Below are 23003 nucleotides of genomic sequence, written 5' to 3'. Positions count from 1 at the left end.
GCGGTGCCGCGGGCATCACCACGCCCGCGGCATCAATCAAAAAGTTACCGCAGCGAGCCGCAGAACCGCTGGATGCGGCGGCAGGCCTCTTCCAGCGCCGTGTTCGAGGTGGCGTAGGAGATGCGCAGGTTCGGGCCGAGGCCGAAGGCCGAGCCGTGGACCGCGGCGACCCCTTCCGCCTGAAGGAGTTCGGTGACGAAATCCTCGTCGGTCTCGAGGGTCTTGCCGGTCTCGGTCCTGCGGCCGATCAGTTCGGCGCAGGACGGGTAGACGTAGAAGGCGCCCTCCGGCGTCGGGCATTTCAGGCCGCTCGTCTGGTTGAGCATCGAGACCACGAGGTCGCGCCGCTCCTGGAACGCCGCCTTGAAGCGGGCGAGGTGCTCCTGCGTGCCGTCCAGCGCCGCCACCGCCGCCCATTGCGAGATCGAGGAGGCGCCCGAGGTCTGCTGGCCCTGGACGAAGTCCATCGCCTTGATCAGCGGCTCGGGACCCGCGGCGTAGCCGATGCGCCAGCCGGTCATGGCGTAGGCTTTTGACACGCCGTTCATGGTGAGCGTGCGGTCATAGAGGCCGGGCTCGACCTGGGCCGGGGTGACGAATTCGAAGGCGCCGTAGGTCAGGTGCTCGTACATGTCGTCGGTCAGCACCCAGACATGCGGGTGCCGCATCAGCACGTCGGTCACCTGCTTCAGCTCGTCGCGGCTATAGGCGGCGCCCGAGGGGTTCGAGGGCGAGTTGAGGATGATCCACTTCGTTTTCGGCGTGATCGCCCGCTCCAGATCCTCCGGCTGGAGCTTGAAGTCGTGCGCCATGTCGGTCTCGACGAAGACCGGCGTGCCGCCGCACAGCACCACCATCTCCGGGTAGGACACCCAGTAGGGGCGCGGGATCACCACCTCGTCGCCGGGGTTCAGGGTGGCGAGCAGGGCGTTGTAGATGACGTGCTTGCCGCCGGTGCCGACGATGGTCTGCGAGGCCTTGTAGTCGAGGCCGTTCTCGCGCTTGAACTTCTTCACGATGGCATCGCGCAAGGGGACGATGCCGGAGACGGGCGGGTACTTGGTCTCGCCGCGGCGGATCGCGTCGATCGCCGCCTCCTTGATGTGGTCGGGCGTGTCGAAGTCCGGCTCGCCGACCGAGAGGCTGATCACGTCGACGCCCTTGGCTTTCAGCTCGCGGGCCTTCTGCGTCATCGCGATGGTCGCGGACGGTTTCACGCGCGAGAGGGCGTCGGCGAGAAAGCCCATGGGAAAACTCCGAGGATTCTGACGGTTGGGGCCGGGCTCCGGGTGTCGGCCCGGATTGCGCGGCCCTCGTAGTCCCGCCGTGCCGGAGCCACAAGACCGGGGAGCGGATCGCCGTCCCCGATCCTGGCATTTTTCACACCACGAAGAAGTCCGAAGCCGACAGGCTGCTCAGCACGCCGGGCTGGCCGATGTCGAGATCGGCGACCGCGACGGCCTCCCGCGCGCCGGAGCCGTCGGCATCGTAGAAGACGATGCCGTTCCAGGACGAGACGACGATGCGGTCGTCGGCGTCGAGGCCCGAGGGTCTCTGGGTGTCGACGATCCTGAAGGCGTCCGCATCGAGGGCGCCGCGCTCCAGCGCGGTGAAGATCGCATCGTCGAGATGGATCACGTCGTCGACGGGGCGGAAGTCGGTGATCTGGTCGAGGTTGATGGTGTCGGTCGGCCGGGTGTTGAACACGAAGGTGTCCGAGCCGGTGCCGCCGGACAGGATGTCCCGGCCCAGCCCGCCGACGATCACGTCGTGGCCGCTCGCTCCGCTGAGGGTGTCGTTGCCCTCGCCGCCCTCGATCCGGTTGTTGGCGCTCGATCCGGTGATGCGGTCGTTGAACCGGCCGCCGCTGATGTTCTCGATCGAGACCAGGGTGTCGGTGCCGATGGAGTGGAACTCCATGCCGGAGCCGACCCGGTAGATGCCCTCTTCCTGCGTGGCGGTGCCGCGGGCGAGGTTCGCGACCACCTGACCGTAGAAGCCCGAGTAATCGACCGTGTCGGTGCCGGCGCCGCCGTCCATCCGGTCGTTGCCGTTGAGGTCGCGGAACGTGTCGTTGTTGTCCCCGCCATACATCCGGTCGTTGCCCCAGCCGCCGAGCAGGGTGTCGTTGTTCGCGCCGCCGTACAGCACGTCGTTGTGGTTGCCGCCGTCGAGGATGTCGGCGCCGTCACCGCCGTGCAGGCGGTCGTCGCCGTTGCCGCCGAACAGCCGGTCGTTGCCGCCGCCGCCGAGGATCAGGTCGTTGCCGTCCAGGCCGTAGATGAAGTCCTGGCGGCTCGTGCCGGTCAATTCGTCGTCCTTGAAGAACCAGTTCTGATCGCCGCGGATCGTGGCCATGGTCGCCTCCTTCGTCGTCGGTGCCCGAAGCGCCGGGCCCGTGAGAGGGACCATGACCCCGTCGGCGGCGGACTTCCGTGATGCGGATCACACAAGCCCGGAACCTCTCGCGGAGCCTGGCTCACGCCTCGACGAGCACGACGTCGAGGGAGGCCCGCCGGCCGCGGAGCGCCGCGCGGGCGGGGCGGGACCGATGGGGCAGGGGCACGGCCTCCAGGCGCGCGGCCAGCAGCGCGGCGGAGAGCACCAGGGGCACGCCCTCCGCCTTCGCCACGTCGAGGAGGCGCGCGGTGGTGTTCACGGTGTCCCCGGTCGCGGTGATGTGCTGGTTGCGCGCCCCGCCGAGGCGCGACAGCACCACCGGCCCGGCATGGGCGCCGATCCGCACGCCCGCCGGCGCCTCGCCGGGTGTCAGCCCCGCGAGCCACGCGCGCAGGGCGTCCGCGAGGTCGAACGCCGCCGCGACCGCCCGGTCGGCGTCGTCGGGCCGCGCCTCGGGCAGGCCGAACAGGACCATCGCCCCGTCGCCCATGAAGCTCGTCACCGCGCCGCCGCGGGCGGTCACGGCTTCCTCGACCCGGTCGTGCATCGCCTTCAGCATCGCCCGCGTCCGGACGGGGCCGAGCCCCTCGCTCGCGGCGGTGAAGCCGGAGAGATCGAGGAACAGGACGGCGGCCCGCTGCTCCACCGGCTCGGCGAGGAAGTCCGGCGCCTCGGCGAGCCGATCCGCGACGGCGGGCGGCAGGAAGCGCAGCAGCGCGTCGCGGGAGGCGGCGAGCCGCCGTTCGGCCGCCCGGTCGAGCCAGAGGCGGGCCGCGAGCGCGGGGGCGAGCGGGGCGAGCGCCGCCAGCGGCAGGGCCATCGACAGCCAGATCCCGTGGGCGAACAGCAGCGTTGCGCCGACGAGGAAGCCCGCCAGCGGAAGCGCCGCCAGCGCGAGGCCGAGGCCGACCCGCCGCAGGGAGAGGGCGGCGAGCATCAGGAGCGGCAGGACGAGCGCGGCCGCCGCGTCCGCCCGGCGCACGGCGGCGCCCCGGTCGAGGGCGTCGCCGTGGATCAGGTGGGACAGGCCCGTCGCCAGAACCTCCGCGCCGGGCAGGACCGGATCGAACGGCGTGGCGAAGCTGTCGCCGCTGCCGAGCGCGGTGGCGCCGACGACGAGGATCTTCTCGCGGATCGCCGCATCGGCTTCGCCCGCCATCACGGCGGCGGCGCTCACCGTCGGCACGCTGCCCTGCGGGCCGTAGAAGCGCAGCGCCAGGGCCGCGCCGAGATCGAGCGGCGTGCGCGTCCCGCCGAGGCGCACGGCATCGGCCTCGAAGGCGGGCCGGCCGCCGGCCGCCAGCATCGCCGCCCGCAGGGGCAGGCTCGGCAGGACGGCGCCCTCGTGCGCGACGAGCAGCGGCACGTGCCGGGGCGTGCCACCCGCATCGGTCGCGACGTTGACGAGCCCGCCCTGCGCCGCCGTCCTCAGGCGCTCGGTCGGGCGGGCGAGGGTCTCGGCCACCGGCAGGCCGTCGACGGAACCGAGGCGCGCCCGCCGCTCGGACCCGGTCCGGGCGAAGGTCGCCGCCATCCCGACCACCGCGGGCAGGCCGGCCAGGGCGGCGGCGAGGCCTGCGTCGGCCTCCGCCGGGCCGGGATCGAGGAGCAGCATGTCGAGGGCGACCGCCCGCGGCCGGGCCGCGCGGAGCGCCTCCATCAGCCGCGCGAGCGAGGCCCGCGGCAGCGGGTAGCCGCCGGCCGCGGCGATCGTGCGCTCGTCGATGGCGACGATGACCACGCCTTCCGGCACCGGGCGCGGGCCGGCGATCAGGAAGCGCAGGTCGGCCAGCGTCGCCTCGGCCCGGTCGAGGACGGAGGCCTCGCCCGACAGGTGCGGCAGGGCGAGCGACAGGCCGACGCCGAGCGAGGCCGCGACCGCGAGCGCCGCCAGAGCGAGCCGCGGGGCCGCCCCGTTCCGCATCAGCGGCCGAAGCGCGCCAGGAGGTGCAGGCGCCGCTCCCGCGCCCACCGCTTCACCGCGAGCGCCGCGCCGTCGGGGGCGACATCGACCCCGTCGCCGGCCCGCAGCAGCACCGCCGCCGGTCCGCTCGAGGGCGCATCCCGGCGCGTCACCCGCACCGCGCCGTCCTCGACGAAGATGGCGGTGGCCCCCGCTCCCGCATCCACCGCCCAGGTCGTGCCGCGCACCGAGGCGACGGCGTGGGGCGTGCGGACCTGGAAGCCGGAGCCGCGGGGGGCGACCTCGATCAGCAGTGCCTTGCCGTCGAGTTCCACCGCCTCCGGCCGCCCGTTCCGGTCGGCGTCGATCAGGCGGTAGGCCGCGCCCTTCTCGGCGCTCAGGGTCACGCCGCCGGGACAGTCGAGCACCTCCCGCGGCGGGTCGGTGAAGGTGCTGACCCGGCAGCCGTCGCGGGTCTGGGCGCTCGCCGCGGCCGCCCAGGACAAAGCCAGGACGGCGATCGGGAGACCGATCGTCGAGGGTCTCGAACCCGTCCGTACCCGCATGACTACGCTCCCGCCCTGTCGTCGCTGTCGCTCGCCCGGCGCATCAGCGCGTCGGGATCGAGGATGGTGATGCGCCCGCGGCCCAGGGTCAGCAGGCCCTCGCGCCGCCAGATCTGGAGCTGGCGGTTGACGCTCTCGCGGGCCGCGCCGACGAACCGCGCCAGTTCCTCCTGCGAGACGGTGATCTCGCTGCCGTAATCCTCGCACAGGCCCGCGAGCCTTCGCAGGAGGCGATCCTCCAGGGACAGGAACGCGGCCTCCTCGGCCCGCCGGCTCAGCCAGCGGATGCGCGCGCAGAGGAAGGCGATGAGGCGCACTGCGATGGCCGGCTGCCGCTCGATGAGGGCCAGCAGATCGCGCCGCAGGATCGCGAACAGCTCGGTCGGCTCCACCGCGACGGCGGTCGCGGTGCGCGGCTGCCCGTCGAGGAGCGCCACCTCGCCGAAGACGTCGCCGGAGCCGAGCAGGTTGAGGGTGGTGCTGCGCCCGTCCCCGGTCTCGGTGAGGATGCGGACCTGCCCGCGCCGCACCGCGTAGAGCGCGTCGCCGGGATCGCCCTGGCAGAACAGGGTGCGGCCGGCCTCCAGGCTGCGCGTCACGCACAGGCCCGCGAGCGCCGCCACCGCCTCCTCGCCGAGGCTGGCGAAGAAGGGGTTGGCGGAGAGGAGCCGCGCGAGGTCGCGCGGCGGGCTCGCGGGCCCACTCATGCGCCGGCCCTCGGTGGCGGAAGGGGCCATGCCCCGTGTCTGTCCATCCGCATCGTCCCGCCCGAAGCCCGTCTCGCCGCGTCGGCGAATCGCCGGCTCGACCGGAGCCTATCCGCCCGAGCGGGACCGTGACACAGATCACGGATGACGGGCATGGCCCGCGCGTCGATGCCGGCGCGGCATCGCGGCGGAGCTTCGCCGCGGCGCAATTTTTCTCAATCTGCGTGGAAGAGTTTTTCAGGAGTGCCTTCGGGCGGTTCTGCGTTATCTTCGCGAATAGAGTCATGCTGTTTCTTGCGCTGCCGCGAATGTTCGGTGCAGTGCAAGAATGATTGCATGCAAAATTCAACCGACCGCGCCGCCGGGACTTGCCGGCGTCGTGCGGCCGGCCGATGTCATGGTCGGATGCGAGGACCGCCGCACGGGACGGCCCGCACCGGACCGGAGGGAGGATCGCGGGCTCCATGAAGAAGAACAAGGTCATCACGGCGGAAGAGGCGATCGCGCTGATCCGCGAGAACGACGTCGTGACCACCACGGGCTTCGTCCAGAGCTGCATCCCGGAGGCCCTGCACGCCGCCCTGGAGAAGCGCTTCGTCGAGACCGGAAGCCCGCGTGGCCTCACCCTGATCATGACCGCGGGCGCGGGCGACTCGAAGGGCCTCGGCACCGGGCGCCTGGGCCATGACGGCCTGCTCTCGCGGGTCATCGCCGCCAATTTCGGGCGCATGCCGAAGGTCGCGCAGGCCGCGCAGAACAACCTGATCCGCGGCTACAACCTGCCTCAGGGCGTGATCTCGCAGCTCTACCGCGCCTGCGCCGCGGGCCAGCCGGGGCTGTTCTCGAAGGTCGGCCTCAAGACCTACGTCGATCCGCGCCACGGCGGCGCCAAGGTCAACGACCTGACGACGGAAGACATCGTCAAGCTCGTCGAGGTCGATGGCGAGGAGTGGCTGTTCTACACCGCCACCAAGATCGACGTGGCCTTCATCCGCGCCACCTCGTCCGACCCGTCGGGCAACCTCTCCTTCGAGAAGGAGGCGCTGACCCTCGACTGCCTCGCCCAGGCGATGGCGGCGCGCAACAACGGCGGCATCGTCATCGCCCAGGTCGAGCGCATCGTCGACGACGGCTTCCTGCTGCCCAAGGACGTGCGGGTGCCCGGCATCCTCGTGGACTGCGTGGTGCTGGCCGAGCCCGAGATGCACCGCATGAATTACGGCGTGATGCACGACCCCGCGCTCGCCGGGCAGATCCGCGTGCCCGTCACCGGCATCAAGCGGATGCCGCTAAACGAGCGCAAGATCATCGCGCGCCGCGCCGCCTTCGAGCTGCCGCCGAACGGCGTGGTCAATCTCGGCGTCGGGGCCCCCGAGGGCATTTCTTCCGTCGCCAATGAGGAAAAGATCACCCCCTACATCACGCTGACGACGGAAGCCGGCGCGGTGGGCGGCGTGCTGGCCTCGGGGTCGAGCTTCGGCGCGGCGACCAACGCCGACTGCATCATCGACCAGAACCAGATGTTCGACTTCTACGACGGCGGCGGCCTCGACATGACCTGCCTCGGCATGGCCGAGTGCGACGAGGCCGGCAACGTCAACACCTCGAAGTTCGGCGGCAAGCTCAACGGCTGCGGCGGCTTCATCAACATCTCGCAGAACGCCCGCTCGGTGGTCTTCGCCGGCACCTTCACCGCGGGCGGCCTGGAGATCGCCGTGCAGGACGGTCAGGTGAAGATCGTCAAGGAGGGGCGTGCCCGCAAGTTCGTCACCGCGGTCCAGCAGAACACCTTCTCGGGGCCCTACGCGGTCGAGCGCTCGCAGCCGGTGATCTACGTGACCGAGCGCTGCGTGTTCCAGCTCACCAAGGACGGGCTCGAACTGATCGAGGTGGCGCCGGGCATCGACGTCGAGCGCGACATCCTCGCCCACATGGATTTCGCCCCGATCGTGCGGAACCCCGTGCCGATGGACGCCCGCATCTTCCGCGAAGACCCGATGGAGCTGCTCTCGGACCTGCTCAACCTCGACCTCAAGTCGCGCGTCAGCCTGGATGCCGAGCGCAACATCCTCTTCATCAATCTGGAGGGCTGGTACTGCCGCGTGAAGAGCGACATGGACGAGCTGCGCATGACCATCGTCGAGGCGTGCCGCAAAGCCGGACAGCGCGTCAACGCGGTGATCAACCACGACGGCTTCCGCCTCAACGAGAACCTCTACGACGACTATGCCGGGATGATCCAGTATCTCCAGGCGAACTACTACGCGACGACGACCCGCTACGCGACCAGCGCGTTCCTGCGCCTGAAGATGGAGGAGGCCCTGACCAAGCGCGGCGTCGCCCCCCACGTGTTCGAGCGCAAGGAGGAAGCCCAGGCCTTCGTCGGCACCACCGAGGACAAGCGCGCCCGCAAGAAGATCTCGCCCGCCGTGGCGGCCTGATCGGGGCTGCGATGGCCGGGAACGCCCTGCACGGCATCGCCGGGATCGAGGATTACTGGGAGCGCAGGACGATGCGCTCCCGGAGGCCCGCGCCGAGCGCCATGGCCGACCGCATCCTCCTCGACCTGCTCGGCCTCGGGATCGAGCAGGCGCTTCAGCATCTCGGGCAGACGCGGCCCGATTTCGACGCCTTCGCGGCCTGGGTGGTGGCCACCGCCGGGCCGCCCGACCCGGAGAAGATCGCGCGCTACAACGCCTGGGTCGCGGGCGATCCGGTGCCGGAGGCGACCGCGCGGGAATTCGCCGCCATCGACGCGATGGCGCCGGTCCTCGACGCAGACGACCTCGCGCAGTGGGACCGGCTCGGCTACGTGGTTTTGCGCCGGGCGATCGAGCCGGACGAAGCCGCCGCGGCCGAGGCGCTGCTGTGGCGCCTGCTCGACGCGCGCCCCGACGATCCGTCCGGTTGGTACGGCCCGCGCACCAACGGCATCATGATCCAGCACTTCCAGGACCCGGTGCTGGAGGTGGCGCGGCGCTCAAAGCGCATCTACAAGGCCTTCGCTCAGCTCCACGGCACCGGCGACCTGTGGGCCTCGACCGACCGCATGGGCTTCAACCCGCCCGAGCACGCGGGCTACCGCTTCCCCGGGCCCCACCTGCACTGGGACATGAGCCTCGCGAGCCCCCGCCCGCTCTCGACCGGCGGTATCCTGTATCTCACCGACACGGACGCGAACCAGGGCGCGCTGCAGGTGGTGCCCGGCTTCCACCACCGGCTCGACGGCTGGCTCGCCGAGATCGGCGACGCCGACCCGCGGACGGTCGATCTCAGCGCCGAGGCGGTGCCGATTCCGGCCCGAGCCGGCGACCTCGTGATCTGGCGCCACGAACTGCCGCACGGGGCGAGCCCCAACACCGCCACGCGTCCGCGCATGGTGCAGTACGTGAACCGCTACAGCCCGGAGGAGATCGAGCAGCGCGTCTGGCTCTGAAGTCCTCTCTTGCGGGAGGGCTGCCTTGAGGGCCGGCCTCGCCGTGTCGGATGGGATGCCAACGACCCCGCAAGGAGCACACTCTGCCGCCGAAATCCGGTTCTGCTTATCAGGCGCTATAAATATAGTTCCGATACTGTGACGATGTACTGAATATTTCACGAAATTTGCCGAGTTCGCCTCGCTGTTTTTGCGGTTTGTTAAGGTTGGGCGTCGATTCATTCGTGGATCGAAGACGGATTCATCCAATGACGATGACGCTCAAACGGACTCTCCTCGGCCTGTTCACGCTCATGCTGCTCCTGGCCGCCGGGCAGGGCACGCTCGCCCTGATGAAGCTCGACGCGATCGGCACGCGGACGGCGAGCCTGCTCGACAACACCATCCCGTCGATCAACGAGGCTCACGCCATCAACGCCCTGGTGATCCGGACACGGCTCTGGCAGTTCCGCTACGTGGCGGCCGAGAATGCGGCCGCACGCACCGAAAGCATCGAGAAGGTCGAGAGCTTCGCACGCGCGCGCAATGCCAAGATCGAAGAGTACCGCGCGCTCGTCTCCTCGCCGGAGGAGCGTCGGATCTACGACAATCTGCGGGCAAATCTGGAACTGCTCAAGCCGACCTGGGAACAGCTCCGCTCCATTCCGCCGGAGCGCCAGGACGAGGTGCTCACCTTTTTCCGCGGTCAAATGGCCACGCATTACTTCGCTGTCTCCGAGGCGGCGCAGGCGCTCGTCGGCGTCAACCTGGCCGCGAGCAAGACGATCGACGCCGCCCTCCGGGCCGAGCAGAGCACGGCCGTTCAGGTCACGCTGATCGCGCTCTGCATCACGACCCTGACCGCGATCGGCGCCATGATCTTCTCCCTTCTCGGCGTCTCGCGCCCGATCGAGCGGATGACGGACGCGATGCGGCGCCTCGCCGGCGGCGACGCCGACGCGCCGATCCCCTTCGGCCGGCGCCGCGACGAGATCGGCGCGATGGCCGGGGCGGTGCAGGTGTTCAAGGACAACCTGATCCGCACCCGCCAGCTCGAGGAGGAGACCGCGCTCGCCCGCGCCTCGGCGGAAGTGCTGCGCAAGGCCGGGATGCGCCAGATGGCCGATGGCTTCGAGCACGCCGTGGGCGGCATCCTCGCCACCGTCACCGCCGCCGCGACCGAGCTTCAGACGACGGCGCAGAGCATGACGGCCATCGCCTCGGAAACGGCCGGCCGCTCCACCGCGGTCGCGGCGGCGGCCGAACAGGCGGCCGGCAATGTCGGCATGGTCGCTGCCGCCAGCGAAGAACTCGGTTCCTCGGTGAGCGAGATCGGCCGGCAGGTCGCGGGCTCGGCCGAACTCGCCGGGATCGCGGCCGGCGAGGCGGGGCAGACCGTCTCCCTGGTGCGCGACCTCTCCGAGGCGGCCTCGCGCATCGGCGACGTGGTGGCGCTGATCTCGACCATCGCCGGCCAGACCAACCTGCTGGCGCTGAACGCCACCATCGAGGCGGCCCGCGCCGGCGAGGCGGGCCGCGGCTTCGCGGTCGTGGCGGCGGAGGTGAAGGAACTCGCCAACCAGACGGCGCGGGCCACCGACGAGATTTCGGCGCAGATCGCCCGGATCCAGGCCGCGACCGGCGGGGCGGTCACGGCGATCGACGGGATCGCAGGCCGCATCCGCGAGATCAGCACTGTGGCCACCGGCATCGCCGCGGCGGTGGAGGAGCAGGGGGCGGCGACGCAGGAGATCGTGCGCAACGTGGCACAGGCCTCCGCCGGCACGTCCGAGGTGACGGGCAACGTCGCGGGCGTCGCCCAGGCGGCGGAGGAGACGGGGGCGGCGGCCTCCCAGGTCCTGGGGGCGGCCTCCGAGCTGGCGCAGCAGGCCGACCGCCTGAGCATGGAGATGTCCCGCTTCCTCGCCACGGTGCGGGCCGCGTAGAGCCGCGCCCGGCTCCCTGGGTCGGGGGCCATCTCCAAGCCATCAGCGAGCGTGGGCCAAGCCGGGATGCGGATCGATCCGCATTCCGGCTTCGCCTTGCGCGATCCGCTGCTCTCTGCTAACGCCCCCGCCCATTCCACACGCGGAGTGGCCTCATGCCTGAATGAGGCGTTTCCGGTGGCCGGCACTGAAGCCGGCTGCACCCTCCGCGGCGGTATAACCGGAGAGACCAAAGACCATGGCCGTCGATTTTTCCATGCGCCAGCTCCTCGAGGCCGGCGCCCATTTCGGGCACCAGTCGCACCGCTGGAACCCGAAGATGCAGCCCTACATCTTCGGCACCCGCAACAACATCCACATCATCGACCTCGCCCAGACCGTGCCGGCGCTCCACGCCGCGCTGCAGGCGGTGAGCGACACCGTCGCCCGCGGCGGTCGCGTGCTGTTCGTCGGCACCAAGCGCCAGGCGGCCGATTCCATCGCCGAGGCCGCCAAGCGCTCGGCCCAGTACTACGTCAACTCCCGCTGGCTCGGCGGCATGCTGACCAACTGGAAGACCATCTCCGGCTCGATCCAGCGCCTGCGCAAGGTCGACGAGACGCTCGAGGGCGGGGCCGTCGGCCTCACCAAGAAGGAGCGCCTCATGCTGACCCGTGAGAAGGACAAGCTCGAGAAGGCGCTCGGCGGCATCAAGGACATGGGCGGCGTGCCCGACCTCCTGTTCGTGATCGACACCAACAAGGAGCAGCTCGCCATCAAGGAGGCCCAGCGCCTCGGCATCCCGGTCGCGGCCATCGTCGACACGAACTGCAACCCGGACGGCATCTCCTACATCGTCCCGGCCAACGACGACGCCGGCCGCGCCATCGCGCTCTACTGCGATCTGATCGCCCGCGCGGCGATCGAGGGCATCGGCCGCGGCCAAGGCGCGCTCGGCATCGATGTCGGCGCCTCCGAGGAGCCGACCGCCGAGGAGCTGCCGCCGGCCAACGACGACGTCGCGGCCTCCGTGGCCTCCGACGCGATCGCCCCGGCCGATGTCGCCGCGCTCGCCGAGTCGACCGAGCATTTCGAGCAGCTCGCCGCCCCCCGCGGCGCGCCCGACGACCTGACCAAGCTCAACGGCGTCGGCCCGCAGCTGGTGCAGAAGCTCAACGACGCCGGCGTGTGGCACTACTGGCAGATCGCCGCGATGCAGCCCGAGGACGTGGCCAAGCTCGACGCCGACCTGAAGCTCAACGGCCGCATCGAGCGCGACGGCTGGATCGCCCAGTCCCGCGGCTTCGTCGAGGCCGCCGCGGCTTAATTCTCGATCGTTTTCGCCGCCGGGGCCTTCCCGGCGGCGGCACCGTCATAAACCTGCAAAGCCCGGTGCTTTCAACGAGCGCCGGGCTCGTTCACTTCAAGACCTGCACTTCCAGACCCGAGAGGATCGCCATGGCCAACATCACCGCCGCACTCGTGAAGGAGCTTCGCGAAAAGACCGGCGCCGGCATGATGGATTGCAAGGGCGCGCTCAACGAGACGGACGGCGACCTCGAGGCCGCGGTCGACTGGCTGCGCAAGAAGGGGCTCGCCAAGGCCGCCAAGAAGGCCGGCCGCGTCGCGGCGGAAGGCCTCGTCGCCGTCGAGTCCGCCGGCCGCCACGCCGCTCTGGTCGAGGTGAACTCCGAGACCGACTTCGTCGCCCGCAACGACGGCTTCCAGGCCTTCGCCCGCGAGTCCGCCAAGATCGCCCTGAACACCGACGGCACGCTCGAAGGCCTCCAGGCCGCGCATTTCCCGGGCGCGTCCGAGACGGTTCAGGAGAAGCTCTCGAACCTCATCGCCACCATCGGCGAGAACATGACGCTGCGCCGCGTCGCCAAGCTCGAAGTCGCCAAGGGCGTGATCGCGTCCTACGTCCACGGCCAGATCAGCGAGGGCCTCGGCAAGATCGGCGTGCTCGTCGCGCTCGAGTCCGAGGGCGACGTGGAGGTCCTCTCGACGCTGGGCCGCCAGATCGCCATGCACATCGCGGCGACCAACCCGGTGGCGCTCGACGCCTCGGGCATCGATCCGGCCGTGGTCGAGCGCGAGAGCAACATCCTGCGCGAGAAGAACGCCGGCAAGCCGGACCACGTGATGGCCAAGATCGTCGAGAGCGGCCTGAAGAGCTACTACAAGGAGGTCACCCTCCTGGAGCAGCCCTTCGTCCACGACGGCTCCAAGACCATCTCCCAGGTGCTCAAGGAAGCCGCGGGCAAGGTCGGCGGCGACGTCGCCATCAAGGGCTTCGTCCGCTACGCGCTCGGCGAGGGCATCGAGAAGGAAGAGGGGCCGGACTTCGCGGCGGAAGTCGCGAGCATGTCGCGCTGATCCGAGGAACGTTCACGGCACGATCCGGCTCGGCCAAGGCTGGTGCCGGATCGCGTCCGCGATCGATGGCAATCTCAGATCCATGGCGGCGGTTCGAACAGAGCCGCCGCCATTTTTGTGCCATCGGATAGCTCCAGTAGCCCAATGGTCGAACTTCGATGCATTCGGATCGTCTTATGTATCCACCTGACATTACTGAACGAAACGCTTGGCCCGGCCCCTGTTTTTCGGAGAGCGGCGGCAAGAATGAAGCGTGTAATGAAGAGAATTACGTTTTCGCGGCGATCGGATCGGTCGCGTCCGGCTGGGAATTCGAGGAGCCGGAGTGGCGTCGCGTAAATCAGCCGCGCTTGAACGAGGACCAGATCGGACTTTTTGCGATTTGGAATGTAGCGGGGCAAATCGAAAACGGTGGGATTACGCAGGTATTTTATAATAGCTTTGGAGAGCTGGCTGAAGACGCCTTGCAGGGGGCTCGGCGTTTTGGGCTGAACCGACTGGCCGATATTTTGGAAGAGGCTTACGACAGATTCGCCAGACCTGTACCAATTGACCGCGAAGAGCGCTGGAGATTGCTCGAGAAAATGGCTGGCATGCAGCCGCATGATTCTGAAGATATGGAGGCCGTATCAGAAATATTTAAAAAGTGCTCGAAGGTATTCGATGATTTGGACGATCGTTATTTTGATCTGTTGAATGAAAGTGGCGAAAGCATTTTGATCACTTTGGCAAGGATCATCGAGGCGCGTAAGGGTAGTTTCTTCAAAGAATAGATCGTCTTGGACCAGGGTTGGCTTGGCCCGCCCAGGGCCGGCAGGCGGAGCGGTGAATCCGCTGCTTCTCCCATCCTGCTCGATTGGCAGCAGGAATGCCGCCGCCCCTCGACGTTCGGGTCCCCGTCTTGCTAGAAGCCGGCGCCAGCAGCCAAGCCGACGAGGATCCGATGCCGGAGACGACGCCCTACCGCCGTGTCCTGGTCAAGCTCTCGGGCGAGGCGCTCGCCGCCCCCGACGGGTTCTGGCTGCATCCGCCGATGCTGGCCGCTCTGGCCGAGGACATCCGCGAGGCCATCGGCCACGGCATCGAGATCGCCATCGTGGTCGGCGGCGGCAACCTGATCCGCGGGGCGCGCATCTCCCAGGCCGGCTGGATCGACCGGGCGACCGGCGACTCGCTCGGCATGATGGCCACCGTGATGAACTCGCTCGCCATCGAGACCGCGCTCAACGCGGCCGGCGTCCAGGCGCGCACCATGTCGGCGGTGTCGATGCCGACGATCTGCGAGACCTATGCGCGCCAGCCGGCGCTGCACCATCTCGACAAGGGGCAGGTCGTGGTGCTCGCGGGCGGCACCGGCAACCCCTACTTCACCACCGACACGGCCGCGGTTCTGCGCGCGGCGGAACTGCGCTGCGACGCGGTGCTCAAGGCGACCCAGGTGGACGGCGTCTACTCGGCGGACCCGAAGCGCGATCCGGAGGCGATCCGCTACGATTCGATCACCCACGACGAGGCCATCGCCCGCGACCTCAAGGTGATGGACACCGCCGCCTTCGCGCTGGCCCGCGAGAGCCGGCTCACCCTCGTGGTCGGCTCGGTCCATGCGCCGAGTTCGGTCACGGCGATCCTGACCGGGCAATCGGTCTCGACCCGCGTGGTGCCGTAGGCGAAACGCCGCGCCACGCTATTTGCGGCTCCAGGGTTTTTCGTTCATGTAGCGCCACCGCGACGGAGGCTTCGCGCCTTCGCGCCGATCTGCCACCCGAACGCGTCGGGATTTTCAAAACCATGGCCACACCGGATTTCGATCTCGGCGACATCAAGCGCCGCATGCAGGGCGCTATCGCCTCGCTCAGCAAGGATCTGGGCTCGCTGCGCACGGGGCGGGCGACGCCGAGCCTGGTCGAGCCGATCAATGTCGAGGCCTACGGCTCGATGATGCCGATGGCCGGCGTCGCCACCGTCAGCGTGCCCGAGCCGCGCCTGCTCTCGATCTCGGTGTGGGACCGCTCGATGGTCACCGCCGTCGAGAAGGCGATCCGCGAATCCGATCTCGGCCTCAACCCGATGACCGAGGGGCAGACCATCCGCCTGCGCATCCCCGAGATGAACGAGCAGCGCCGCAAGGAGATGGTCAAGGTCGCCCACAAATACGCCGAGGAGGCCCGCGTCGCCGTGCGCCACGTGCGCCGCGACGGGCTCGACATCCTCAAGAAGCTGGAGAAGGACGGCGCCATCAGCCAGGACGACGAGAAGCGTCAGGCCGGCGACGTGCAGAAGGCCACCGACGACGCCATCGCCGAAGTCGATCAGGTGCTGGCCTCGAAGGAAAAGGAAATCATGCAGGTCTGAGGATTTGTTTGGTTTTTCGTGAAGGGTTCCCAAAGGGCAAGCCCTTTGGCGGGGCGCCGGGGCAGAGCCCCGGCATCGTTCCAGGGCGCTGCCCTTGACCCGCGAAAGGACGTGTCCTTTCGAAACCATGACTTTTTGCCTGACGGGGAGAGGCGGTTGGTTCGCTCGGAGGGCGCGCGGCAGATCGGGGCGGACACCGCCCCCGATGGAGCGGCGCGCCCGGCTCCCCGGCACGTCGCGATCATCATGGACGGCAACGGCCGCTGGGCCGCCCGGAAGGGGCTGCCCCGCTTCGAGGGGCATCGCCGCGGCGTCGAGGCGGTGCGCCGCGCGGTGCGCTCGGCGATCGATCTCGGTGTGGCCTACCTCACCGTCTACAGCTTCTCGTCCGAGAACTGGCGCCGTCCGCCCTCCGAGATCACCGAGCTGATGGGCCTGCTGCGCCTGTTCGTGCGCGGGGATCTGGCCGACCTCCACGCCAACAACGTGCGCATTCGGGTGATCGGAGAGCGCCAAAACCTCTCCGCCGATATCGCAGCGCTCCTCGACGAGGCCGAGGCGCGCACCCGCGCCAATACCGGCCTGACGCTGGTGGTCGCCTTCAACTACGGCGGCCGCCAGGAGATTCTGAGCGCGGTTCGGCGGATCGCCGCATCGGTCGCCGCGGGCCGGCTGCGGCCGGAAGAGATCGACCTGCCGACGATCGCGGGCGCCCTCGACACCGCCGGCATCCCCGATCCCGACCTCGTGATCCGCACCTCCGGCGAGCAGCGCCTGTCGAACTTCCTGACATGGCAGACGGCCTATGCCGAGTACGTGATCGAGCCGGGCTTCTGGCCGGATTTCGACCACGCGGCCTTCGAGGCGGCGCTCGCCGAGTACCACCGCCGCGACCGCCGCTTCGGCGGCCTCGGGACGACGGCCGGCTGATGGCGCAGTCCCCACCCGTCCGGGCCGTGCGCTCCCCCTTCGCCACCCGCGAGTTCCGGCTGCGCACCGTCTCGGCGATCGTGCTCGGCACGGCGGTGGTCGGCACGCTGCTCCTCGGCGGCTGGGCCTTCGCCCTGGTCTGGCTCATCGCCGGCACGGTCGGCGCCGCCGAATGGCTCGCCATGACCCGCTCGGAGCCGCTGCTGCCGCTGCTCGGCGTCACCGGCGCGACGCTCGCCGGGCTCGCCGCCGCCGCGCTCCTCGGCGCGCCGGCGTGGAGCTTCCTGCTCATCCTGCTCGCCGGCAGCGTCGGCCTCGTCGCGCTGGCGCGCGGCATCACCCGGCGCAAGGCCGTGAGCGGCCTCCTCGGCGGCGCCGTCGTCGCGCTGGTGCCGACGCTTCTGCGCATCGATCCCGCCATCGGCCTCGTCGGGCCGGCCTGGATGTTCGCCGTGGTCTGGTCGACCGACATCCTGGCCTACATCACCGGCCGCCTGATCGGCGGGCCGAAGCTGATGCCGCGGGTGAGCCCCAACAAGACGTGGTCGGGCGCGCTCGGCGGGCTCACCGCCGGCATCGTCGCCGGCACCGTGACGGCGGCCATCGCCCGCAGCCACGGCTGGGAGGCGCTGCCCGCCGTCTCGCTGCCCGTGGTCGCGCTGTTCAGCGGGATCGCCTCGGTGCTTAGCCAAGGCGGCGACCTCGTCGAATCCTCGCTCAAGCGGCGCTACGGCGTGAAGGATTCCGGCCGCTCGATTCCCGGCCATGGCGGCGTCATGGACCGGCTCGACGGCTTCTTCGCCGTGGCGCTGCTCGCCGGCCTGTGCTTTGCCGCGCTGCGGCTCACCGCTTGAGCGCCTGTTAGGGAAGTTTCGTCGTGAGCCTCACCGTCACCGTCCTCGGCGCCACCGGATCGATCGGCCGCTCGACCACCGACCTCCTGACCCAGCATGCCGGCCGCTTCCGCGTCGGCGCGCTCGTCGGTGGCAAGGACGCGGCCGCGCTCGCCAAGCTCGCCCTGGAGATGCGGCCCGACTTCGCCGCCCTCGCCGACGAGTCCGCCGGGCCAGCTCTGGCCGAGGCTTTGTCCGGCTCCGGCATCCCGAACGGGGCGGGGGAGAGTGCGGTGCTGGAGGCGGTCGCCCGCGAGGCGGACATCGTCGTCGCCGCGGTGAGCGGGGCGGCGGGCCTGAAGCCGACCCACGCGGCGCTCCGGCTCGGGCGCACCATCGCGCTCGCCAACAAGGAGAGCCTCGTCTGCGCCGGCGACGCCTTCATGCGCGACGCCGCCCGCTACGGCGCAACGATCCTGCCGGTCGATTCCGAGCACAACGCACTGGCCCAGGCCATGGGCGACGGTCGCGTTTCCGACATCGCCAAGATGACGCTCACGGCGTCCGGCGGCCCGTTCCGCACCTGGACGCGGGAGCGCATCGCCGCCGCATCGCCGGCCGAGGCCGCCGCCCACCCGACCTGGTCGATGGGCATGAAGATCAACATCGATTCCGCCTCGCTGATGAACAAGGGGCTGGAGCTGATCGAGGCCCGTCACCTCTTCGCCATCGAGGCGGCCCGGCTCGACGTGATCGTCCATCCGCAATCGATCGTGCACGGGCTGATCGCGTGGCGCGACGGCGCCGTCACCGCAGGGCTCGCGATGCCGGACATGCGGGTGCCGATCGCCCATTGCCTCGGCCTCGGCGACCGCCTGGAGATCGCCCGCGGGCGCCCGCTCGATCTCGCGACGACGGGCAGCCTCACCTTCGAGCCGGCCGACGAGGCGCGCTTCCCCTGCCTGCGCGTCGCTCGCGCGGCGCTGACCGAGGGCGGGGCGGCGCCCACCGTGATGAACGCCGCCAACGAGATCGCGGTCGCCGCCTTCATCCGCGGCGCGATCCCCTTCTACGGCATCGCCGAACTGGTCGAGCGCGCCTGCGAGCGCTTCGCCACTGTCCACACCCGCGCGCCCGAGGACGTCGAGGAGGCGCTCGCCATCGACGCCGAGGTACGGGCCTGGAGCCTGGAGGCGGTGCCGCAGGCCCGCGCCGCCGGTTAACCCTAGGACAGGCTTGACGGGGACCGGCTCACCGCGCGCGAATCGAAACAATCGAAAGGTCTCGCGCCGGGCCGCGCGGCGTGCGACGATCCGCGACTTGCGGCTTGGGGGGCCGCCCTGTCAGGGCGGACCACGAGACGAGCGCGGCAAAAGGGTGCCGGAATGGATTTCCTCAGCAGCATGGGCGGCAACGCGGCCGGTTTCTTCGGCGCGGTGATCCCGTTCCTGATCGTGCTGACCATCGTGGTCTTCGTCCACGAGATGGGGCACTTCCTCGTCGGCCGCTGGTGCGGCGTCGGCGTCAACGCCTTCTCGATCGGCTTCGGGCCGGAACTCGTCGGCTTCACCGATCGGCGCGGCACCCGCTGGAAACTCTGCGCGATCCCGCTCGGCGGCTACGTCAAGTTCGTGGGCGACGCCAACGGCGCCAGCGTGCCCGATCCGCAAGCGGTCGCCCGGATGAACCCGCACGAGCGCGCGATCAGCTTCCCGACCCAGCCCGTGGCCAAGCGCGCGGCGATCGTCGCCGCGGGGCCGATCGCCAACTTCATCCTGGCGATCGCGGTGTTCGCGGGCGCGATCTACGTCAACGGCCGTTACGAGACGCCGGCCCGCGTCGAGGCGGTGCAGCCCGGCAGCGCCGCCGAGCGCGCCGGCTTCCAGCCCGGCGACGTGATCCGCTCCATCGACGGGCAGACCATCGCGACCTTCGGCGAGATGCAGCGCGTCGTCTCGGGGGCGGCCGGCTCGTCCCTCTCGGTCACGGTCGATCGCGGCGGTGAGGCGAAGACGCTGACCGCGGTGCCCGAGAAGATCGAGGACCGCACCCCGTTCGGCCGCCACCGCTTCGGCCGGCTCGGCATCAACGGGCCGCGGGGCGACGCGGCCAAGCTCGTGCATTACGGCCCCTACGAGTCGCTCAAGCTCGGCGTCAGCGAGACCTACTTCGTGGTCGAGCGCACCTTCGACTACATCGGCAAGCTGGTGACGGGCCGCGAATCCGCCGACCAGCTCTCCGGGCCGATCGGCATCGCCCGGGTCTCCGGCGAGGTCGCCCGCGTCGGCGGCGTCGGCGGGCTGATCGGGCTGATCGCGCTGCTCTCTGTCTCGATCGGCCTGCTCAACCTCTTCCCGATCCCGCTGCTCGACGGCGGCCACCTCCTGTTCTACGCCTTCGAAGTGGTGCGCGGGAAACCCCTGAGCGAGCGCGCCCAGGAGATCGGCTTCCGCATCGGTCTGGCCTTCGTGCTGATGCTGATGCTGTTCGCCGCCTGGAACGACATCCTCAACCTCGGCGCCTCCTTCAGCCGCGGCACCTGATTTTCCCGGCCTCCGTCGCCGGCGCCCGCCTCCGCGGGCTTCAGGTTTGCTCCTGGATGCCTCGGCCGATGCCGAGGCCCGCTGCGCGCGGCGCCCTTCGCGCCGCGACGCCGCCCGCGCGACTTCGAGCGGTGGCCCGGCCCTTTCGGCCGGGCCTTTTTCGTGGATGAGCGCCACGATTCCGATTCGGAGCCGTGGTTAACGGGGTGTTGCGGCGATCGGATCCCGATCCGAAAAGCCGTGGTGGGAGCCGCATTTACGCCCCATTCACCCTGATCCGCGATCCTGTGGGCAAGTGCCGAGCCGTTAAGTGGCGCGAAGGCCACGACCCCCCAAAATCCCTTAACGGCGGACCTCCCCCGCGTTGCGTCGCAGGGGAATCCCGATACAAGCGTGGCTGGGACCAGAGGGCGGCCTGTCTCTAACCGGACGGCGGCCCGCGGGTGCGAACCCGTGCTGAGATAAAAAGAGACGGGCGATTACATGATGTCGATGACGGGAAAGCGCCGGCGCAAGTCGGCGGAGCGGGCCATCGTTCTGGTCGCCACCGCCGCCGGTGTGATCCTCGGCGGCGAGGTCGCTCACGCCCAGCAGATCGTCGTTGAAGGCAACAAGCGGGTCGATTCCGGCACGATCCGCTCCTACGTCACCGGCACCGCCTCCGGCTCCCCCGAGGAGGCCCGGCGCAACCTCCTCTCCACCGGCCTCTTCTCCGACGTGCAGGTCTCGGCGCGCGGCGGCACCACCGTGGTGCGGGTGCGCGAGAACAGTGTCGTCGGCCGCGTCTTCTTCGAGGGCAACAAGAAGGTCGAGAAGTCGACGCTTGAGGGCGTCGTCGAGTCCAAGGAGCGCGGTGCGCTCAGCCAGGCGGTCGTCGCGGCCGACGTCGAGCGCATCCGCGAGGTCTACAAGCGCTTCGGTCGCGGCACCGCCAAGATCAGCTACCGCCTCGTCGACCTGCCCAACGGCCGCTCCGACGTCGTCTTCACCATCGACGAGGGCGACAAGACCGGCATCCGCGCGATCAACTTCGTCGGCAACCGCGCCTATTCCGAGTCGACGCTGCGCGGCCTCATGACCTCGACGGAGATGAACTTCCTGTCGTTCATCAAGACCTCCGACGTCTACGATCCGGACCGGATCGCGGCCGATGTCGAACTCGTGCGCCGCTACTACCTCAAGAACGGCTATGCCGATTTCCGCGTCGTCAACGCCGACGCCCGCTACGTCGAGGCCGCCGACGATTCCGGCTGGGTCGTCACCGTCACGGTCGACGAGGGCGAGCAGTACACCGTCGGCGCCGTCGCCGTGGATCCGCGCATTCCCGGTGTCGACCGCGAGGCCCTCGACGGCCAGATCCGCGCCCGCGTCGGCGATGTCTACAATGCCGAGGACGTGGAGAAGTCGCTGGTCGGCGTGACCACCGAGGTCAACCGCCAGGGCCATCCCTTCGCGCAGGTGCGCCCGACCGGCCAGCGCGACCGTGCTTCCCGGCAGGTCTCCCTCGGCTTCGTGGTCGAGGACGGCCCGCGCGTCTACGTCGAGCGCATCAACATCCGCGGCAACACCCGCACACGCGACTACGTCATCCGCCGCGAGCTCGACCTGACCGAGGGCGACGCCTACAACCGCGTCCTGGTCGACCGCGCCGAGCGCCGTCTCAACGGCCTGGGCTTCTTCAAGAAGGTGCGGTTCTCCAACGAGCCGGGCACCTCGCCGGACCGCGTGATCGTGAACATCGACGTCGAGGATCAGCCCACGGGCTCGTTCTCGGTGGCGGGCGGCTACTCCACCCAGGACGGCATCATCGGCGAGGTCTCGGTCTCCGAGTCGAACTTCCTGGGACGGGGCCAGTACGTGCGCGTCGCCGGCCAGGGCGGCCAGTACGCCAAGGGCTTCGACTTCTCGTTCACCGAGCCGTACTTCCTCGGCTACCGCATGGCGGCCGGCTTCGACGCCTTCTACAAGTACTCGGACCTGACCCGCTACTCGCGCTACGAGACGACCGTCTACGGCGGCCAGCTCCGCGTCGGCCTGCCGATCACCGAGGATTTCGGCGTCACCTTCCGCTACTCGCTCTACAACACCGAGCTGAAGGTGCCGAACACGATCAAGCGGCCCTACAACGACTGCTCGGTTCCGATCCCCGGCTACACGCAGCTCAACCCGGCCGGAACGGTCGATCCGACGACCGGCCAGAATGTCGCCGGGCTGCCGACCTATCCGAACTGCGCCTATGACGGCGAGGCGTCGATCGCGCTCAAGGGATCGCAGGGCTCGACCCTGACCTCTCTCGCCGGTGTGACGCTGGCCTACTCGACCCTCGACAACCTGCAGCGGCCGACCAACGGCTTCTACGGCGAGCTGAAGCCCGACGTGGCCGGCATCGGCGGCGACTCCAAGTTCTTCCGTGTGACGGGCGACGCCCGCTACTACAAGGAGATCTGGGAGGACGTGATCGGCTTCGTCCGCCTGCAGGGCGGTCACATCTCGGCGCTCGACGGCAACCCGCTGCGCATCACCGACCAGTTCTTCCTCGGCCCGTCGCTGGTCCGCGGCTTCGCGCCGAACGGCCTCGGACCCCGCGACGTCGGCATCGCCGACGCCCGCTCCAACGCCATCGGCGGCACGACCTATTTCGGCGCCACGGTCGAGGTTCAGTTCCCGATCTGGGGCATCCCGAAGGATCTCGGCCTGAAGGGCGCCGTGTTCGCCGATGCCGGTACGCTGTTCGGCTATTCCGGTCGGCGCACCTTCAACGTGAACGGCGACGCCTTCATCAACGGCCTCGGCCCGACGGGCTGCAACTACCGCAGCATCGGGGCCGGCGCGATCACCGTCGAGCCGGAATGCGTGAACGTCCGCGACAGCGCCACGATCCGTTCCTCGGTCGGTGCCTCGATCCTGTGGAACTCGCCGCTCGGCCCGATCCGCTTCGACTACGCCTACGCCCTGACCAAGGACGAGGGCGTGAGCAACGGCTTCGGCAAGGTCGGCAAGGACCAGCTCCAGGCCTTCCGCTTCTCCGGCGGCTCGCGCTTCTGACCCCG

The 23003-nt window shown here is 69.7% G+C and carries 19 protein-coding genes; 14 read left to right on the top strand and 5 right to left on the bottom strand.

Annotated elements, in window-relative coordinates; all coding sequences use genetic code 11:
* Nucleotides 1-44 precede the first annotated feature (44 nt).
* From HNR00_RS12565 to HNR00_RS12545, 5 genes are all read right to left on the bottom strand, one after another.
* The gene (locus HNR00_RS12565; RefSeq protein WP_183569733.1) at nt 45-1247 is read right to left on the bottom strand and encodes a pyridoxal phosphate-dependent aminotransferase; all 1203 of its coding nucleotides are present in this window, start codon (nt 1245-1247) and stop codon (nt 45-47) included.
* A 133-nt stretch (nt 1248-1380) separates the two neighbouring features.
* Complete coding sequence (locus HNR00_RS12560) at nt 1381-2358, bottom strand: calcium-binding protein (protein WP_183569732.1); 978 nt, start codon at nt 2356-2358, stop codon at nt 1381-1383.
* A 121-nt stretch (nt 2359-2479) separates the two neighbouring features.
* Nucleotides 2480-4324, bottom strand: coding sequence for a CHASE2 domain-containing protein (locus HNR00_RS12555; protein WP_183569729.1), 1845 nt, complete (start codon nt 4322-4324; stop codon nt 2480-2482).
* Nucleotides 4324-4869: a FecR domain-containing protein gene (locus HNR00_RS12550; protein ID WP_183569727.1), complete on the bottom strand. Its 546-nt coding sequence runs from the start codon at nt 4867-4869 to the stop codon at nt 4324-4326. Before HNR00_RS12550 ends, HNR00_RS12555 begins: the two co-directional genes overlap by 1 nt.
* 2 nt (nt 4870-4871) lie before the next feature.
* Nucleotides 4872-5576, bottom strand: a complete 705-nt coding sequence (locus HNR00_RS12545) for a Crp/Fnr family transcriptional regulator (RefSeq protein WP_183569725.1) — start codon at nt 5574-5576, stop codon at nt 4872-4874.
* A 128-nt stretch (nt 5577-5704) separates the two neighbouring features.
* Here HNR00_RS12545 and HNR00_RS12540 point away from each other — a divergent pair, with 128 nt between their 5' ends.
* From HNR00_RS12540 to bamA, 14 genes are all read left to right on the top strand, one after another.
* A complete protein-coding gene (locus tag HNR00_RS12540) occupies nt 5705-5908 on the top strand; it encodes a hypothetical protein (protein WP_183569723.1) in 204 nt (67 codons plus the stop codon).
* 132 nt (nt 5909-6040) lie between these two features.
* Nucleotides 6041-8017 (top strand): acyl CoA:acetate/3-ketoacid CoA transferase, encoded by a 1977-nt coding sequence (locus HNR00_RS12535; protein ID WP_183569721.1) that lies wholly within the window; start codon nt 6041-6043, stop codon nt 8015-8017.
* An 11-nt stretch (nt 8018-8028) separates the two neighbouring features.
* A complete protein-coding gene (locus HNR00_RS12530; RefSeq protein ID WP_210306456.1) occupies nt 8029-9012 on the top strand; it encodes a phytanoyl-CoA dioxygenase family protein in 984 nt (327 codons plus the stop codon).
* Nucleotides 9013-9266: 254 nt separating this feature from the next.
* Nucleotides 9267-10937 (top strand): methyl-accepting chemotaxis protein, encoded by a 1671-nt coding sequence (locus HNR00_RS12525; protein WP_183569825.1) that lies wholly within the window; start codon nt 9267-9269, stop codon nt 10935-10937.
* A gap of 238 nt (nt 10938-11175) precedes the next feature.
* Nucleotides 11176-12243: a 30S ribosomal protein S2 gene (locus HNR00_RS12520; RefSeq protein ID WP_183569719.1), complete on the top strand. Its 1068-nt coding sequence runs from the start codon at nt 11176-11178 to the stop codon at nt 12241-12243.
* Between the two features lie 131 nt (nt 12244-12374).
* Complete coding sequence (gene tsf, locus HNR00_RS12515; RefSeq protein WP_183569717.1) at nt 12375-13295, top strand: translation elongation factor Ts; 921 nt, start codon at nt 12375-12377, stop codon at nt 13293-13295.
* Nucleotides 13296-13471: 176 nt separating this feature from the next.
* Nucleotides 13472-14068, top strand: coding sequence for a DMP19 family protein (locus HNR00_RS12510; protein ID WP_183569715.1), 597 nt, complete (start codon nt 13472-13474; stop codon nt 14066-14068).
* Between the two features lie 170 nt (nt 14069-14238).
* Nucleotides 14239-14961, top strand: coding sequence for a UMP kinase (gene pyrH / locus HNR00_RS12505; protein WP_183569713.1), 723 nt, complete (start codon nt 14239-14241; stop codon nt 14959-14961).
* Nucleotides 14962-15083: 122 nt separating this feature from the next.
* On the top strand, nt 15084-15647 hold the full coding sequence (gene frr, locus HNR00_RS12500) for a ribosome recycling factor (protein WP_183569711.1): 564 nt from the start codon (nt 15084-15086) through the stop codon (nt 15645-15647).
* A 156-nt stretch (nt 15648-15803) separates the two neighbouring features.
* Nucleotides 15804-16577, top strand: a complete 774-nt coding sequence (locus tag HNR00_RS12495) for an isoprenyl transferase (protein ID WP_183569708.1) — start codon at nt 15804-15806, stop codon at nt 16575-16577.
* Nucleotides 16577-17431, top strand: a complete 855-nt coding sequence (locus HNR00_RS12490) for a phosphatidate cytidylyltransferase (protein ID WP_183569706.1) — start codon at nt 16577-16579, stop codon at nt 17429-17431. Before HNR00_RS12495 ends, HNR00_RS12490 begins: the two co-directional genes overlap by 1 nt.
* Before the next feature lie 23 nt (nt 17432-17454).
* Nucleotides 17455-18633 (top strand): 1-deoxy-D-xylulose-5-phosphate reductoisomerase, encoded by a 1179-nt coding sequence (gene dxr / locus HNR00_RS12485; protein WP_183569703.1) that lies wholly within the window; start codon nt 17455-17457, stop codon nt 18631-18633.
* A 162-nt stretch (nt 18634-18795) separates the two neighbouring features.
* On the top strand, nt 18796-19953 hold the full coding sequence (gene rseP, locus HNR00_RS12480) for an RIP metalloprotease RseP (RefSeq protein ID WP_183569701.1): 1158 nt from the start codon (nt 18796-18798) through the stop codon (nt 19951-19953).
* Nucleotides 19954-20436: 483 nt separating this feature from the next.
* Nucleotides 20437-22998 (top strand): outer membrane protein assembly factor BamA, encoded by a 2562-nt coding sequence (bamA, locus tag HNR00_RS12475; RefSeq protein ID WP_183569699.1) that lies wholly within the window; start codon nt 20437-20439, stop codon nt 22996-22998.
* Nucleotides 22999-23003: the final 5 nt, after the last annotated feature.

It is taken from the genome of Methylorubrum rhodinum (genome assembly GCF_014199935.1).
GTDB lineage: Bacteria > Pseudomonadota > Alphaproteobacteria > Rhizobiales > Beijerinckiaceae > Methylobacterium > Methylobacterium rhodinum.
The sequence above is the reverse complement of the archived record's forward strand: the minus strand, read 5'-3'. Positions and strand labels throughout refer to the sequence as shown.

Bases quoted from the DNA above. Each gene is read 5' to 3' on its own strand.
- HNR00_RS12565 (WP_183569733.1), bottom strand. From the start codon at position 1,247: ATGGGCTTTCTCGCCGACGCCCTCTCGCGCGTGAAACCGTCCGCGACC.
- HNR00_RS12560 (WP_183569732.1), bottom strand. From the start codon at position 2,358: ATGGCCACGATCCGCGGCGATCAGAACTGGTTCTTCAAGGACGACGAA.
- HNR00_RS12555 (WP_183569729.1), bottom strand. From the start codon at position 4,324: ATGCGGAACGGGGCGGCCCCGCGGCTCGCTCTGGCGGCGCTCGCGGTC.
- HNR00_RS12550 (WP_183569727.1), bottom strand. From the start codon at position 4,869: ATGCGGGTACGGACGGGTTCGAGACCCTCGACGATCGGTCTCCCGATC.
- HNR00_RS12545 (WP_183569725.1), bottom strand. From the start codon at position 5,576: ATGAGTGGGCCCGCGAGCCCGCCGCGCGACCTCGCGCGGCTCCTCTCC.
- HNR00_RS12535 (WP_183569721.1), top strand. From the start codon at position 6,041: ATGAAGAAGAACAAGGTCATCACGGCGGAAGAGGCGATCGCGCTGATC.
- HNR00_RS12530 (WP_210306456.1), top strand. From the start codon at position 8,029: ATGGCCGGGAACGCCCTGCACGGCATCGCCGGGATCGAGGATTACTGG.
- HNR00_RS12525 (WP_183569825.1), top strand. From the start codon at position 9,267: ATGACGCTCAAACGGACTCTCCTCGGCCTGTTCACGCTCATGCTGCTC.
- HNR00_RS12520 (WP_183569719.1), top strand. From the start codon at position 11,176: ATGGCCGTCGATTTTTCCATGCGCCAGCTCCTCGAGGCCGGCGCCCAT.
- tsf (WP_183569717.1), top strand. From the start codon at position 12,375: ATGGCCAACATCACCGCCGCACTCGTGAAGGAGCTTCGCGAAAAGACC.
- HNR00_RS12510 (WP_183569715.1), top strand. From the start codon at position 13,472: ATGTATCCACCTGACATTACTGAACGAAACGCTTGGCCCGGCCCCTGT.
- pyrH (WP_183569713.1), top strand. From the start codon at position 14,239: ATGCCGGAGACGACGCCCTACCGCCGTGTCCTGGTCAAGCTCTCGGGC.
- frr (WP_183569711.1), top strand. From the start codon at position 15,084: ATGGCCACACCGGATTTCGATCTCGGCGACATCAAGCGCCGCATGCAG.
- HNR00_RS12490 (WP_183569706.1), top strand. From the start codon at position 16,577: ATGGCGCAGTCCCCACCCGTCCGGGCCGTGCGCTCCCCCTTCGCCACC.
- rseP (WP_183569701.1), top strand. From the start codon at position 18,796: ATGGATTTCCTCAGCAGCATGGGCGGCAACGCGGCCGGTTTCTTCGGC.
- bamA (WP_183569699.1), top strand. From the start codon at position 20,437: ATGATGTCGATGACGGGAAAGCGCCGGCGCAAGTCGGCGGAGCGGGCC.